This is a genomic window from Cupriavidus nantongensis, from assembly GCF_001598055.1.
Taxonomy (GTDB): domain Bacteria; phylum Pseudomonadota; class Gammaproteobacteria; order Burkholderiales; family Burkholderiaceae; genus Cupriavidus; species Cupriavidus nantongensis.
Window position 1 is genome coordinate 1,077,335 of record NZ_CP014844.1, and the last position, 13,896, is coordinate 1,091,230.

The 13,896-nt window shown below is 67.8% G+C and carries 13 protein-coding genes; 6 read left to right on the plus strand and 7 right to left on the minus strand.

Translation table 11 applies throughout. From position 1 onward, the window contains the following. Nucleotides 1-66 precede the first annotated feature (66 nt). The 3 genes from A2G96_RS04885 to trxB all read right to left on the minus strand — a co-directional run bounded on the left by A2G96_RS04885 (nt 67) and on the right by trxB (nt 2,512). Nucleotides 67-708 (minus strand): trimeric intracellular cation channel family protein, encoded by a 642-nt coding sequence (locus A2G96_RS04885; RefSeq protein WP_062797281.1) that lies wholly within the window; start codon nt 706-708, stop codon nt 67-69. Between the two features lie 27 nt (nt 709-735). Continuing rightward, nucleotides 736-1,410: a Smr/MutS family protein gene (locus A2G96_RS04890; RefSeq protein WP_018007100.1), complete on the minus strand. Its 675-nt coding sequence runs from the start codon at nt 1,408-1,410 to the stop codon at nt 736-738. Nucleotides 1,411-1,546: 136 nt separating this feature from the next. Continuing rightward, complete coding sequence (gene trxB, locus A2G96_RS04895) at nt 1,547-2,512, minus strand: thioredoxin-disulfide reductase (protein WP_062802062.1); 966 nt, start codon at nt 2,510-2,512, stop codon at nt 1,547-1,549. 233 nt (nt 2,513-2,745) lie between these two features. Between trxB and A2G96_RS04900 the strand changes: the two genes are divergently transcribed. Then, nucleotides 2,746-5,082 (plus strand): DNA translocase FtsK, encoded by a 2,337-nt coding sequence (locus tag A2G96_RS04900; protein WP_062797283.1) that lies wholly within the window; start codon nt 2,746-2,748, stop codon nt 5,080-5,082. Between the two features lie 49 nt (nt 5,083-5,131). Here the strand turns inward: A2G96_RS04900 and A2G96_RS04905 are convergent, their stop codons facing one another. Continuing rightward, entirely contained in the window at nt 5,132-5,914 is a 783-nt protein-coding gene (locus A2G96_RS04905) for a coiled-coil domain-containing protein (RefSeq protein ID WP_150124052.1), read from the minus strand. A gap of 66 nt (nt 5,915-5,980) precedes the next feature. On the opposite strand from A2G96_RS04905, the gene lolA reads away from it, so the two are divergent. Continuing rightward, nucleotides 5,981-6,616 (plus strand): outer membrane lipoprotein chaperone LolA, encoded by a 636-nt coding sequence (gene lolA / locus A2G96_RS04910; protein WP_062797288.1) that lies wholly within the window; start codon nt 5,981-5,983, stop codon nt 6,614-6,616. An 8-nt stretch (nt 6,617-6,624) separates the two neighbouring features. Beyond that, nucleotides 6,625-7,062: a hypothetical protein gene (locus tag A2G96_RS04915; RefSeq protein ID WP_062797290.1), complete on the plus strand. Its 438-nt coding sequence runs from the start codon at nt 6,625-6,627 to the stop codon at nt 7,060-7,062. Between the two features lie 19 nt (nt 7,063-7,081). On the opposite strand, the gene A2G96_RS04920 is transcribed toward A2G96_RS04915, so the two are convergent. After that, a complete protein-coding gene (locus A2G96_RS04920) occupies nt 7,082-8,182 on the minus strand; it encodes an NAD(P)-dependent alcohol dehydrogenase (RefSeq protein WP_062797292.1) in 1,101 nt (366 codons plus the stop codon). Nucleotides 8,183-8,435: 253 nt separating this feature from the next. Between A2G96_RS04920 and A2G96_RS04925 the strand changes: the two genes are divergently transcribed. Both A2G96_RS04925 and A2G96_RS04930 read left to right on the plus strand, forming a co-directional pair. After that, complete coding sequence (locus A2G96_RS04925) at nt 8,436-8,789, plus strand: hypothetical protein (protein ID WP_062797294.1); 354 nt, start codon at nt 8,436-8,438, stop codon at nt 8,787-8,789. Nucleotides 8,790-8,974: 185 nt separating this feature from the next. Then, complete coding sequence (locus A2G96_RS04930; protein ID WP_062797296.1) at nt 8,975-10,012, plus strand: Fe(3+) ABC transporter substrate-binding protein; 1,038 nt, start codon at nt 8,975-8,977, stop codon at nt 10,010-10,012. Between the two features lie 112 nt (nt 10,013-10,124). On the opposite strand, the gene A2G96_RS04935 is transcribed toward A2G96_RS04930, so the two are convergent. Both A2G96_RS04935 and A2G96_RS04940 read right to left on the minus strand, forming a co-directional pair. Beyond that, nucleotides 10,125-10,796 carry a hypothetical protein gene (locus A2G96_RS04935; RefSeq protein WP_062797299.1) on the minus strand — a complete coding sequence of 224 codons (672 nt, stop codon included), beginning with the start codon at nt 10,794-10,796 and terminating at the stop codon, nt 10,125-10,127. 105 nt (nt 10,797-10,901) lie between these two features. After that, the gene (locus tag A2G96_RS04940; RefSeq protein ID WP_062797302.1) at nt 10,902-12,545 is read right to left on the minus strand and encodes an ABC transporter permease; all 1,644 of its coding nucleotides are present in this window, start codon (nt 12,543-12,545) and stop codon (nt 10,902-10,904) included. A 153-nt stretch (nt 12,546-12,698) separates the two neighbouring features. On the opposite strand from A2G96_RS04940, the gene A2G96_RS04945 reads away from it, so the two are divergent. Beyond that, nucleotides 12,699-13,832, plus strand: coding sequence for an ABC transporter ATP-binding protein (locus tag A2G96_RS04945; RefSeq protein WP_082818850.1), 1,134 nt, complete (start codon nt 12,699-12,701; stop codon nt 13,830-13,832). The last annotated feature ends 64 nt before the right edge of the window (nt 13,833-13,896 follow it).

The window sequence follows — 13,896 nt, forward strand, 5'->3', positions numbered from 1 at the left end:
ACGCCGCCTCGCAGGGCGGCGTTTTGATTGGCGGGTACGCTCCAGCCTCCACCCTCCCGCCGCCGCTCAGCTGGGCAGCTTCCAGCCATAGCGCACCGACGCCAGCCGCATGGCGATGATCGCGAGCGCGCCGGTCAGCAGCGCCGCCTCCTGGTGCACCTCGACCCAGGTCAGGCCGATATAGATCCAGCAGCCGATAAACGAGCAGGTGGCATAGGGCGAGCGGTCGCGCAGGATCATCGGCACTTCATTGCACAGCACGTCGCGCACCACGCCGCCGAATACGGCCGAGATGATGCCCATCATGACCGCCACGGTGGGCGTCATCTGCGCCACCAGCGCGAGCGAGGCGCCGGTCACCGAGAACAGCCCGAGCCCGATGGCGTCGGCCACGATCATGGCCCGGTCCGAGGCCACCCGGCTGACCACGCGCAGCACGAACGACGCGCCGAACGACATCGCGAAGATCAGCAGCACGTAGCCTTCATGGTCGACCCAGTAGAACGGGCGCCGGTCAAGCAGCACGTCGCGCACGGTGCCGCCGCCGAAGGCGGTGGCAAAGGCCACCACGAAGGTACCGACCACGTCCAGGCGCTGCTTGCGTGCGTCGACCACCCCCGAGACCGCGAACGCGAGTACGCCGATCACCTCCATGATGTGGAGGATCAGGGGCAGCCGCCCCATCAGCAACTCGAGCGGAACATGCATCCGGGCGCGGCGTCTGTGGTGGTCAAGTCAGGCGCGCGGCTGGCGCAGCAGCACCATCAGCGCGCCGGCACCGCCTTCGGCCTCGCGCGCCTGCACGAAGGCCAGCACTTCCTCTTTCTGCACCAGCCAGCTGCGCACCTTGCCCTTGAGCACTGGAAGCTTGTCGGGCGAGCCCAGGCCCTTGCCGTGGATCACGCGCACGCAGCGCACGCCGTTGCGCACCGAGCGGCGCAGGAACTCGGCCAGCGCCTCGCGCGCCTCGTCGCTGCGCAGGCCGTGCAGGTCGACCTTGTCCTGCGGCACCCATTCGCCGCGGCGCAGCTTGCGCACCACGTCCATGCCGATGCCGGGCCGGCGGAACGACAGCGTCTCGTCGGTCTCGAGCAGGCTTTCGACATCGAACTCGTCCGACAGCGACGCCTGCAGCACCGCCTGGTCGTTGCGCTGCGACTGCACCGGCACGGGCGCGGGCTTGCTGGGGGGATGGTGGGCGCGGTTGCGGTCGCGCAGCTGGCTGACCTGGCCCACGCTGGTGCGGAACACATCGGCTTCGGCGCGGGCGCGCGCCGCCGCCTGCTCGGCGGCGAGGCGCTCGGCTTCGCGGCGCTCGGTGTCGGCCTTGAGGGTGTCGCGCAGCCTGGCAAGGTCGTTCAGGCCGAGGCGTTGGGGCGGTCGGTCGGGTTTGCGGGCGCCGTGCGTCATTGAAAAAATCTCCGGAGGCTCGGCGCCGATTATATCGACTGGCGGGAGGACCGGCCGGGCGACTGGCGGGGCCGCGGCCGTGCCTGCACCCGTGTGACGCGCCGGCGGCATTGATGGCCGCCGGCGGGGGAGTTGCTTACTTCAGGGCTTCGATAAAGCGCTGCGCGTCCAGCGCGGCCATGCAGCCGGTGCCGGCGCTGGTGATCGCCTGGCGGTACACGTGGTCCTGCACGTCGCCGGCGGCGAACACGCCCGGCACGCTGGTGGCGGTGGCGTCGCCCTGCAGGCCCGACTTGGTCACCAGGTAGCCGTTTTCCATGGCCAGCTGGCCGGTGAACAGGTCGGTGTTGGGCTTGTGGCCGATGGCGATAAAGACGCCGGCCAGCTTCAGCTCTTCGGCCTGGCCGGTCTTGGTGCCGCGCACGCGGATGCCGGTCACGCCGGAGTCGTCGCCCAGCACTTCGTCGAGCACGCTGTCGTAGCGGATCACCACGCGGCCTTCCTTTTCACGCTGCAGCAGGCGGTCGACCAGGATCGGCTCGGCGCGGAAGCTGTCGCGGCGGTGGATCACGGTGACCTTGCTGGCGATATGCGACAGGTACAGCGCTTCTTCGACCGCGGTATTGCCGCCGCCGACCACGGCCACTTCCTGGTTCTTGTAGAAGAAGCCGTCGCAGGTAGCGCAGGCCGATACGCCGCGGCCCATGAACGATTCTTCCGACGGCAGGCCCAGGTACTGGGCCGAAGCGCCGGTGGCGATGATCAGCGCGTCGCAGGTGTACTCGCCGGCGTCGCCGATCAGCGTGAAGGGGCGGGCCGGCTGGCCGTGCTCGTCGACCAGCTTCGCGGTGTGGATGTGGTCGAAGATGATTTCGGTCTTGAATTCCTCGGCATGCGCCAGCAGGCGCTGCATCAGTTCGGGACCCTGGACGCCCTTGGCATCACCCGGCCAGTTCTCGACGTCGGTGGTGGTCATCAGCTGGCCGCCCTGGGCCAGGCCGGTGATCAGCACCGGTTCCAGGTTGGCGCGGGCCGCGTAGACGGCGGCGGTGTAGCCGGCGGGACCGGAACCGAGAATCAGCACTTTTGCGTGTTTTGCCATGATGCGTTCCTGTGGCCGGTGCGGCATGGTGCCCACCGGCATTGCTCGAAAGCGACATTATAAGAGGAGCCGCATTTGCTCACTGTTGCAAATTCCAATGGGTGCGATAGTCTCGGGCCACGTTAAAATGGCCGCCACGATGCCTGCCAGTCACCTGGCGCGCGAGCGCCGGCCACTGGCGGTATCGGTCCGAACCCCATCCGGAATCCCTAACACGCGAGTTTCAACCAGGCATGGCCCGAGCTACCACGACCACCCGCACCGATCCCTCAGCCTTGCCATCCCGCATCGGCAAACTGCTGGGCGAAGTCCGCTGGTTCCTGCTGCTGGCGGTCACGCTGGGTTTCCTGTGCGTGCTGGCCAGCTACAGCAAGACCGATCCCGGCTGGTCACATGCCAACCAGGTCGCCGATATCCATAACCTGGGCGGCCGCGTAGGCGCCTGGGTGGCGGATGTGCTGTTTTTCATTTTCGGCTTTTCCGCCTACTGGCTGGCGGTGCTGCTGGTGCGCCGCTGCTGGCGCGGCTGGCGCACGCTGACCGCCGAGCTGCCGGAACGCACCGACCACAGCCTGCACCGCCAGGGTGTCACCGTCAGCTGGATCGGCTTCGTGCTGACGCTGTTCTCCAGCATGGGCCTGGAGGCAATCCGGATGTATCCGCTGCGCGCCGCGCTGCCGCGTGCGCCCGGCGGGGTGCTGGGCGACCTGCTCGGCGGCTGGCTGCAGGCGGCGCTGGGCTTTACCGGCGCGACCCTGCTGCTGTTGCTGCTGCTGGCGATCGGGCTGTCGCTGTTCTTCCATTTCTCGTGGCTGAGCGTGGCCGAGCAGATCGGCGGCTTTGTCGAGACCCTGTTCCTCGGCTTCAAGGCCCGCCGCGAGAGCAAGCAGGACCGCATCATCGGCGAGGCCGCCAAGACCGAGCGCAAGGAAACCGTCGAGGTCCAGCGCGTGCGCATCGAAGAAGCGGCGCCGGTGCAGATCGTGCGTCCGCAGGCGGTGCCCAAGCACGAGCGTGTCGAGCGCGAGAAGCAGCAGCCGCTGTTCGCCGACATCCAGGACTCGGACCTGCCGCCGCTGTCGCTGCTGGACCCGATCCCGCCGCACCAGGAAACCGTCAGCGCCGAAACCCTCGAATTCACCTCGCGCCTGATCGAGAAAAAGCTCAAGGACTTCGGCGTCGAGGTCAAGGTGGTGGCGGCCTATCCGGGCCCGGTCATCACCCGGTACGAGATCGAGCCCGCCACCGGGGTCAAGGGCAGCCAGGTGGTGAACCTTGCGCGCGACCTGGCGCGTTCGCTGTCGCTGGTGTCGATCCGCGTGGTCGAGACCATTCCCGGCAAGAACTACATGGGGCTGGAGTTGCCCAACCCGAAGCGCCAGACCGTGCGCCTGTCGGAAATCCTGGGCTCGCAGGTCTACAACGAGAGCGCGTCCAGCCTGACCATGGCGCTGGGCAAGGACATTGCCGGCAAGCCGATGGTGGCCGACCTGGCGCGCATGCCGCACTGCATGGTGGCGGGCACCACCGGCTCGGGCAAGTCGGTCGGCATCAACGCGATGATCCTGTCGCTGCTGTACAAGGCCAAGCCGGAAAGCGTGCGCCTGATCCTGATCGACCCGAAGATGCTCGAAATGAGCGTCTACGAGGGCATCCCGCACCTGCTGTGCCCGGTGGTGACCGACATGCGCCAGGCCGGCAACGCGCTCAACTGGGCGGTCGGCGAAATGGAGCGCCGCTACAAGCTGATGAGCAAGCTGGGCGTGCGCAACCTGGCCGGCTACAACAAGAAGATCGACGAGGCCGCGGCGAAGGAAGAGAAGATCCCGAACCCGTTCAGCCTGACCCCGGACGCACCGGAACCGCTGGAAAAGCTGCCCACCATCGTCATCGTTATCGACGAGCTGGCCGACCTGATGATGGTGGTCGGCAAGAAGGTGGAAGAACTGATCGCCCGCATCGCGCAGAAGGCGCGCGCCGCCGGCCTGCACCTGGTGCTGGCCACGCAGCGCCCGTCGGTGGACGTGATCACCGGCCTGATCAAGGCCAACGTGCCGACCCGGATCGCGTTCCAGGTCAGCAGCAAGATCGATTCGCGCACCATCCTCGACCAGCAGGGCGCCGAAACCCTGCTGGGCATGGGCGACATGCTCTACCTCGCCCCGGGCACCGGGCTGCCGGTGCGCGTGCACGGCGCCTTCGTCTCGGACGACGAAGTCCACCGGGTGGTGGAAAAGCTCAAGGAATCCGGCGAGGCCAACTACATCGAAGGCATCCTGGAAGGCGGGCTGACCGATGACGGCGGCGGTGGCGACGGCTTTGGCGGCGGTGCCGGCATCGGCGGCGGTGGCGGCGAAGCGGATCCGCTGTACGACCAGGCGGTCGAGGTGGTGCTGAAGAACCGGCGCGCGTCGATCTCGCTGGTGCAGCGCCACCTGCGCATCGGCTACAACCGCGCCGCGCGGCTGCTCGAGGACATGGAGAAGGCCGGGCTGGTTTCGGCGATGTCGGGCAACGGCAACCGCGACATTCTGGTACAGGGCGGTGCTGCCGCGCGGGATGATGAGTGACTAGCAGAGGCGGGCATCCCGGCTAGCCGTAGATTGCCCAGCCTGTGTGCTAGCGGCGCTTGAGCACCAAATCGAGCTTCGCGTTGATGTTCTCGACCTTCGCGTTGAGGTTCTCGACCTTCGCGTTGAGGTTCTCGACCTTCGTGTTGACGTTGTCGACCTTCGCATTGACGCTCTCTAATTTGGCGTTGACGTTTTCAAACTCCTTTTCGACCCGCACCTCCAGGCGGTCGATGCGTGCATCGACAGCATCGAGGCGACCCGTGAGGCGGCGATCCATCTCCGTTATCCCGGAGGCGAGCGGACCAGTGGCCTTGTCGATCTTGTCCTGGGTGCTCTCATTCAGCCACGACATCACGGAAAAGACGAACGCTATACCGGCCAGAATGCCCGTGACTACCATGGCAGGATTTACAGGCTTGGCAGCGTTCTTTTCCTGCCGGGCTTCGAGTTCGATCCTGACCTGGCGCGTCGCGATCCGCTTCATCTCGTCGCGGTCAAGGCGCCGGGCGTCGTGCCGGAATGGCTGACGCCCGGCCGTAGGTTTGCTTGTGGTCATATTGCCGGCCCAGTGTGTCTGGCCGCCTCCCGGCGAAGCAACAGGCAAGAGGCAGCGTGGCGAGTGCTCTACGTGCATGCTTGGCATTGTCTTCCACGGCAGGTAAGGATGTGTTTCGTCTCGATACGAATTTCGCCTGACTCGCCCCTTTACCGCAAATTGAGAGTTTTCGTGCCCGAACCGGCGCAGTTCGCGCACCATCTGCCGTAATATCCGGTTACCCGCGGCGCGGAATCCCGCACCAGTTGCCTGCTCTAACCAGACGTTGACCATACAGCGGGCTGCCTGAGCAGGCGCCGCACCGTGGCAACGCATCCGATAACAACCAGGATCCAGATCATGCGCAACCGCATCCTCGTGTCGGCCTGCGCCGCGCTGGCGATGTTCGCCATGCAGGCGCCGGCCCATGCCGCCGCCACCGACCAGCTGCAGAGCTTCGTCACCGGCGTGAAGAGCGCGCGCGGCGAATTCACGCAGCGCCAGGTCAAGGGGCAGGGCGCCAACGTCAAGGTAACCGGCACCTCCAGCGGCACCTTCGTGTTCTCGCGCCCGGGCAAGTTCACCTGGCGCTATACCAAGCCCTACGAGCAGCTGCTGCAGGCCGACGGGCAGACCCTGTACATCTATGACAAGGACCTGAACCAGGTCACCGAACGCAAGCTCGACGGCGCGCTGGGTTCCAGCCCGGCGGCGATCCTGTTCGGCAGCAATGACCTCGACAAGAACTTCGTGGTCAGGAACGGGCCGACGCGCGATGGCGTGGAATGGCTGGAGCTGACGCCCAAGGCCAAGGACACACAGTTCGAGCGCATCGGCATCGGCTTCAAGGGCGGCAATCTCGAGGCGATGGAGCTGCGCGACGCGTTCGGCAACACCACGCTGCTGACCTTCACCGGCATGCAGAAGAACCCGCCGCTGGCGGCCGATGCGTTCCGGTTCACGGTGCCCAAGGGCGCCGACGTGATGAAGCAATGAGGGCCGCCATGATCGATGCGCACGAAGGGCCGGCAGGATCGGTCGGAACGGTTCGCCGCGGTGGCGCGGCGTTGCTGGCCGGGGCCGGCGTGCTGGCGCTGGCGGCGTGCGCCAGCAGTGGCGGTGGCGCCAGCAAGTTCGATGTCGATGCCTTCCTGCGCGCGCCGGATTCGGCGTTGCCCGAGGTGGTCGGCAATCCGGCCTTCCTCGCGGCCACCCGCGTGCCCGCCAACGAATGCGCGGTGATGCTGCAATCGACCAGCACCGGCGTGCTGGAAGACTTGCCGCCGAGCAGCAACGCGCAGGGCCCGGCCTGGCTGCTGCATCCGAAAGACAAGGCCGGCCAGGTATGGCTGGTAGTCAGCGAGGCCGGCGGCGAACGTACCTGCCACGGCCCGCTGCCCGCCGATGCGATGAAGACCCTGGCCAACCGCGCCAGGGGCTGAGCCGGCTGAGAGCCGCTGCTTAGTGCGGCTTGATGGCGATCTTCAGCACGCCGTCGCGCTGGTTGGCGAACAGGTCGTACGCCGCGACGATGTCCTCGAGCGGATAGTGGTGGGTCACCAGCAAGCCCAGGTCGACGCGGCCCGACTCGATCACATTGACCAGCCGGCGCATGCGTTCCTTGCCGCCGGGGCACAGCGCCGTGTTGATCTTGTGGTCGCCCAGGCCGGCGGCAAACGCCGACAGCGGGATGGTCAGGTCGCTGGAATACACGCCCAGGCTGGACAGCGTGCCGCCGGGCTTGAGCACGCGCAGCGCCTGCTCGAAGGTCGACTGGGTGCCGAGCGCCTCGATCGAGGCATCGACGCCGCGGCCGCCGGTCAGCTTCATGATTTCATCCACCACGTCGCAGTTGCGGAAATTGAGCGCGACGTCAGCGCCCATCTTGCGCGCGATTTCGAGCCGGTGGTCGTTGCCGTCGATGGCGATGATGGTGGTCGCGCCGCAGAGCCGCGCACCGGCGGTCGCGCACAGGCCGATCGGGCCCTGGGCGAACACCGCGACGGTGTCGCCGATGCGGATATTGGCATTCTCCGCGCCCTTGAAGCCGGTCGACATGATGTCGGGGCACATCAGCACCTGTTCATCGGTGAGCCCGTCCGGGATCGGTGCCAGGTTGGCCTGCGCATCGGGCACCAGCACGTATTCCGCCTGCGTGCCGTCGATCAGGTTGCCGAAGCGCCAGCCCGCGGTGGCCTTGTAGCCATGGCAGCCGCACAGTCCCTGCGGTTCCAGGTAGCTGCCGTCCTGCGACGCCACGCCGTCCTGCGCGGCGTAGGAATTGAAGTTGGGGCAGATCGCGCCGGCAATGACGCGCTGGCCTTCGCGGTAGCCGGCCACCGCGCTGCCCAGCTTCTCGATCACGCCGACCGGCTCGTGGCCCACCGTCAGGCCCCGGGCGACGGGATATTCACCCTTGAGGATATGCACGTCGGTGCCACAGATCGTGGTGGTGGTGATGCGGACCAGCGCATCGTTGGGGCCGACATCGGGAATGGGTTTGTCGGCCAGTTCGATCCGGCCGGGCTCGACAAAGATGGCGGCTTTCATCATTGCGGTCATGCTTTTCTCCCAGTGGGTACGGAGGTACGGGTAGGATTAATGGGCCCGGCCGTCGCCGGGCCTGCCTGATTCCTTGATAGCACCCATGGGTTATAGGCTGCTTTATCCAGGTCAAGCCCGGACCAGACAGCGAAAACGCCGTGGCTGCGCCAATTCGGCAAAAGTTTCAGATCTGGATAAGAAGAAACTGAACGCGATACGGCACCATGTGGCTCAGAATCCTCTGACTTGCCAATCCTGACAGGAGCTCCCAATGATCACGATGCTTGCCATGCTGCGCGGCCGGACCCATCAACTGCTGTGGCTGGCCGCGGGCGGCGCGTTGCTGGCCGGCTGCGCGGCAACTCCGCCGGAGCCGGCGGCGCCCGCTCCGGCGCCGGGCCCGCAAGGTTCGCTCGGCTCGCCGGCCGGCTGCGCTGCCGACAAACTGGCCGACGATGCCCTGGTCGGCAAGCCCGAGGCCGAGGCCATCGGCCTGCTGCAAGGCTGCGCGTGGCGCCTGGGCGAACGCGACGGCCAGCAGTTTCCCGGCACCATGGACTACAACCCGCAGCGGCGCACGCTCGGCATCAAGGCCGGCAAGGTGGTGTGGGTGCGCCGCGGCTGAGGCAGCATTCGTGCCGCTGTTGACGGGTCATCTTGGCCCGGCGCAAGCGCCGAACAACATGACAGAAATGTAATTTGACCGCCTGAACAAGAATCAATATTGTTTTCCGCTGACCGGAATCCAAACACCGGGCGGCCTTGGGGGTGCCCGGCGGCTGCCCGAAACCATGCTGGGGAGCCAACCGCGTGAAAACCACCATCCGAACCTTGCTGCCGCGCGCCGCGGCACTGGCCTTGCTGACGCTGCCGCTTGCCGCAGCGGCGCAGGAAAAGGTGCTCAACCTCTACACCGCGCGGCACTACCAGACCGACGAGTCGCTGTACGCCAACTTCACCAAGCAGACCGGCATCAAGATCAACCGCATCGAAGGCCAGGAAGATCCGCTGCTGGAGCGCATCCGCAATGAAGGCGCCAACAGCCCGGCGGACGTGTTCATCACGGTGGATATCGGGCGTCTGTGGCGCGCCCAGCAGGCCGGCGTGTTCGCGCCGGTGAAGTCGAAGGTGCTGGAGTCGCGCATCCCCGCCAACTACCGCGATCCCAACGGCGAGTGGTTCGGCTTTTCGGCACGCGGCCGCGTGATCGCGTACAACAAGGCCGCGGTCAAGGCTGGCGACATCGCCAACTATGAAGACCTGGCCGATCCCAAGTGGAAGGGCAAGGTCTGCACGCGTTCCAGCGGCCATGTCTACAACCTGTCGCTGATCTCCAGCCTGATCGCCCACGACGGCGAGGCCCGCACCGAGCAATGGGCGCGCGGCGTGGCCGCCAACCTGGCACGCGTGCCCAAGGGCGGCGACACCGACCAGCTCAAGGCGGTCGCCGCCGGCGAGTGCGACGTGGCCATCGCCAACACCTACTACATCGCGCGCCTGCTGAAGTCGACCAAGCCCGAAGACAAGGCCGTGGCCGAAAAGCTGGGCGTGGTGTGGCCCAACCAGTCGAGCCAGGGCGTGCACATGAACGTCTCCGGCGGCGGCATGCTCAAGCACGCGCCGAACAAGGAAGCCGCGGTCAAGTTCCTGGAATACCTGGCCAGCGACGAGGCACAGCGCTACTTTGCCGACGGCAACAACGAATGGCCGGTGGTCAAGGGTGTGAAGGTCAACAACCCCGTGCTGGAAGCGCTGGGCGAGTTCAAGTCCGATGCCATCAATGTGGCCGAGCTGGGCAAGTACCAGCCGCAGGCGCAGAAGCTGGTGGATCGGGCGGGGTTCAAGTAAGTCTTGGCGCTTGCTTGCCGTTGGGTTGTTCCCCTCTCCCGCAAGCGGGAGAGGGAGTACACAGTCGGGATAGAAAAGGGCTGCGGTATCTGCTTGCGACCCGACCTACGGATTACAGCAAGAACCGCTTGTTCCCCGTCACCTGCGTCGGCTCGACCTTGCGGAACGTCAGCTTGACGCTGCTGTTGAGCCGCCGTCCGGCCTGCCGCCGCACCAGCGCCCGGTGCAGCAGTCCCTTGTGGCCGACCGTGCCTTCGGCATAGGGCTGGTCCGAGGTCGAGCCCAGCGCCATCGCCGCCAGCGCCTGGTTGCGCTCCGCGGCGCTCTTCTCCAGCAGCTTGTCCAGCGCCATGCGCGCGCGCACCTGTGCCGCCAGCGCGGTATCGCCCGGATTGGCGCGGGCGCGCTCGGCATCCCACGGCAGTTGCACCTTGCCGGCCAGCCGGCGCAGCGCGGCGCGCAGTTCGGCGCCGTCCATGCGGGTTTCCTGCACGATCCATACGGCGTCGTGGCGCACCGCCGCCTCGGCATCGGCCATGCGGCGGACCAGCGCCGGCTGCAGCGCGGGTGCGGAAAACTGCCGCGCGCGGCGGACCGCATTGAGGGCGATGCGGCGTACCTGCGGGTTGGCATGGTCGAACAGGTCGTCGATCACGCGCGCGGCGGTGTCGGCCGAGCCGATCATCTCGGCCAGCTGTCCGGCCAGCGAGACTTCTTCCACGCCGCTCAGCTTGTTGCGGCTGAGCCGGTTCAACTTGAACAGCAGGATGTGATATCGCAGCATAGGCTCTTGCGCGGCGGGCATGCCGCGGGTCGCGCCCGGGCGGATGCCGGGCCATAAGAGGCTATCGGCGCGGGGCTCGCGCGACTTTAGCGCGATGGGGGCGGCTCAGCGCTGGGCCTGGCGGCGGATCGTGCGCGACAGCACGATCACCGGCAGCAGCCCGACCGCCACGATCACCAGCGAGGCGGTGGCGGCCTCGGTCAGGCGCTCGTCGGCGGCCAGGTTGTAGGCCTGCACCGCCAGCGTGTCGAAATTGAACGGCCGCATCACGAAGGTCGCCGGCAATTCCTTCATCACGTCGACAAAGACGATCAGCGCGGCGGTCAGCAGGCTGCTGCGCAGCATCGGCAAATGCACGCGCCGCAGCGTGGCGCCGGGGCCATGGCCCAGGCTGCGCGCGGCGGCGTCCATGCTGGGCGTGATCTTGCCCAGCCCGGCGTTGACGGTCTGCAGTGCAACCCCCAGGAAGCGCACCAGCAGCGCATAGACCAGCGCGGCGATGCCGCCGGTCAGCAGCAGCCCCACCGAGATCCCCAACTGCTGTTGCAGCCAGGCCGACAGCGCGTTGTCCAGCCGCGCCACCGGCACCAGCACCCCGACCGCAATGACCGAGCCGGGCAGCGCATAGCCCATGCCGCACACCCGCGTCAGCCCGCGCATCAGCCAGCTGCGCTTGCCGTTGACCGCGCGCGCGGCATAGCCCACCGCCAGCGCGACCGCCACCGCCGCCAGCGCGGTGGCGCTGGCGAGCAGGAAACTGTTGCGCACCAGGCCGACAAAGCGCGGGCCGAACTGCGCGTCGCCATCGGTCAAGGCCATGCGGCACAGCATCAGCGCGGGCACCATGAAGCCCAGCAGCACCGGCACCAGGCACGCCGCCAGCGCCAGCCAGCCGCGCGCGCCGTCCAGCGTCCAGGCCGCGGCGCGGCGCTGGTTGCCGAACACCTGCGCGCGGCCGCGGCTGGCGCGCTCCATCAGCAGGATCGCGGCGACGAACAGCAGCATGCAGGCCGACAGCTGCGCCGCGGCGTTCTTGTCGCCCAGCGAGAACCAGGCGCGGTAGATGCCGGTGGAGAAGGTCGGAATGGCGAAATAGGCGACGGTGCCGAAGTCCGCCAGCGTTTCCATCATCGCCAGCGCGGTGCCGGCGACGATGCCCGGTCGCGCCAGCGGCAGCACCACGCGCCAGAGCCGGCTCCAGGCGCCATGGCCGAGCAGGCGCGCGGCCTCGAGCGTGTTCTGCGTCTGCTGCAGGAAGGCGGCGCGCGCGGTCAGGTAGACGTACGGGTACAGCACCAGCGAGAACAGCGCGATCGCGCCGCCGAGCGAGCGGATTTCCGGAAACCAGTAATCGCGCGCGCGCCAGCCGGTCAGCTCGCGCAGCCAGCCCTGCACCGGGCCGGCGAACTGCAGCGCATCGGTGTAGGCGTAGGCGATCACATAGGCCGGCATCGCCATCGGCAGCACCAGCGCCCATTCCATCACGGCGTGGCCGGGGAAGCGGTAGGTCGAGACCAGCCACGCGGTGGTCACGCCCAGCAGCAGCACGCCCGCGGCGACGCCGCACAGCAGCCAGACGGTATTGAGCACGTATTCGGCCAGCACCGTGTCGATCAGGTGGCGCCAGGTTTCGCCGGCGGGCAGCAGCACGGCCGAGGCGATCACCAGCACCGGCACGGCGATCAGCAGCGCCATCGCCACGGTGGCCAGGGTCAGGGGATGGAAGCGGCGGCGGCTGGACAGGAGCATGCGCGGGAACGGTGAGCAAAGTGCCGCCCGCCGGACCCGTGCCTGGCGGCGCGGTGTGCGGGCTGACGCATTCTAGCAATGCCGGCGGCGTCGGCGTGCCGGGCGAGGCCGGGACACCGGCCGCACGGGCCGGCAGGTCCCTATAATGCGCACATGCGAACCGATTCCTATTCACGCCTGCCCGGCGCCCAGGCCCGCACTCGGCCGGCTACCCGTGCCGATGCTCCGGATGCGGCCGTCGCCGTTCCGGCCGTTATCGAGGTGGAGCGTATCCGTCACGCCTTCGGCCGCCATGCCGTGGTCAAGGGCCTGTCGTTCTCGGTGGCGCGCGGCCATATCGCCTGCCTGCTGGGGCCCAGCGGCTGCGGCAAGACCACGGTGCTGCGCGCGATCGCGGGCTTCGAGCCGCTGCAGGACGGGCGCATCGTGCTGGACGGGCAGACCGTGTCGTCGTCGGGCACGCTGCTGGCGCCGGAGCAGCGCCGCATCGGCATGGTATTCCAGGACTACGCGCTGTTTCCGCACCTGGACGTGGCGGCCAACGTCGGCTTCGGCCTGACGCGCGCGAGCCGGGCCGAGCGCGCGGCGCGGGTCGACGAGGTGTTGCAGCTGGTGGGCCTGGACGGCGCCGGCCGCCAGTACCCGCATGAACTGTCCGGCGGCCAGCAGCAGCGCGTCGCGCTGGCACGCGCGCTGGCGCCGCGCCCGGAATTGATGCTGCTCGACGAGCCGTTCTCCAACCTCGACGTTGACCTGCGCGAACGCCTGAGCCTGGAGGTGCGTGCGATCCTGAAGGCGCAGGGCACCACCGCGATCCTGGTCACGCACGACCAGCACGAAGCCTTCGCCATGGCCGACGAGATCGGCGTGATGCACGACGGCGTGATCGAGCAATGGGGCAGCGCGCACGATCTGTACCACCGCCCGGCGTCGCGCTTCGTCGCCGGCTTTATCGGCCAGGGCGTGCTGATGGCGGGGCGCATGCGCGATGCCGCGCAGATCGAACTGGAACTGGGCCTGCTGCGCCCGGCGGTGCCGCTGGACCTGCCGGCCGGCGCGGCGGTCGACGTGCTGGTGCGCCCCGACGACATCATCCACGACGACGCCAGCCCGATGCGCGCCGAGGTCGTGCACAAGGCCTTCCGCGGCGCCGAGATCCTGTACACGCTGCGCCTGGCCAGCGGCGGGCGCGTGCTGGCGCTGGTGCCCTCGCACCACAACCACGCCGTGGGCGAGCGCATCGGCATCCGCGTCGAGATCGAGGACGTGGTGGCGTTTGCCGCCTGAGCGCGCGCGCAAGCGGCAGGCGCCGATGGTCTACACTGTGGCGTTCTGCATCTTGCGCACTGAC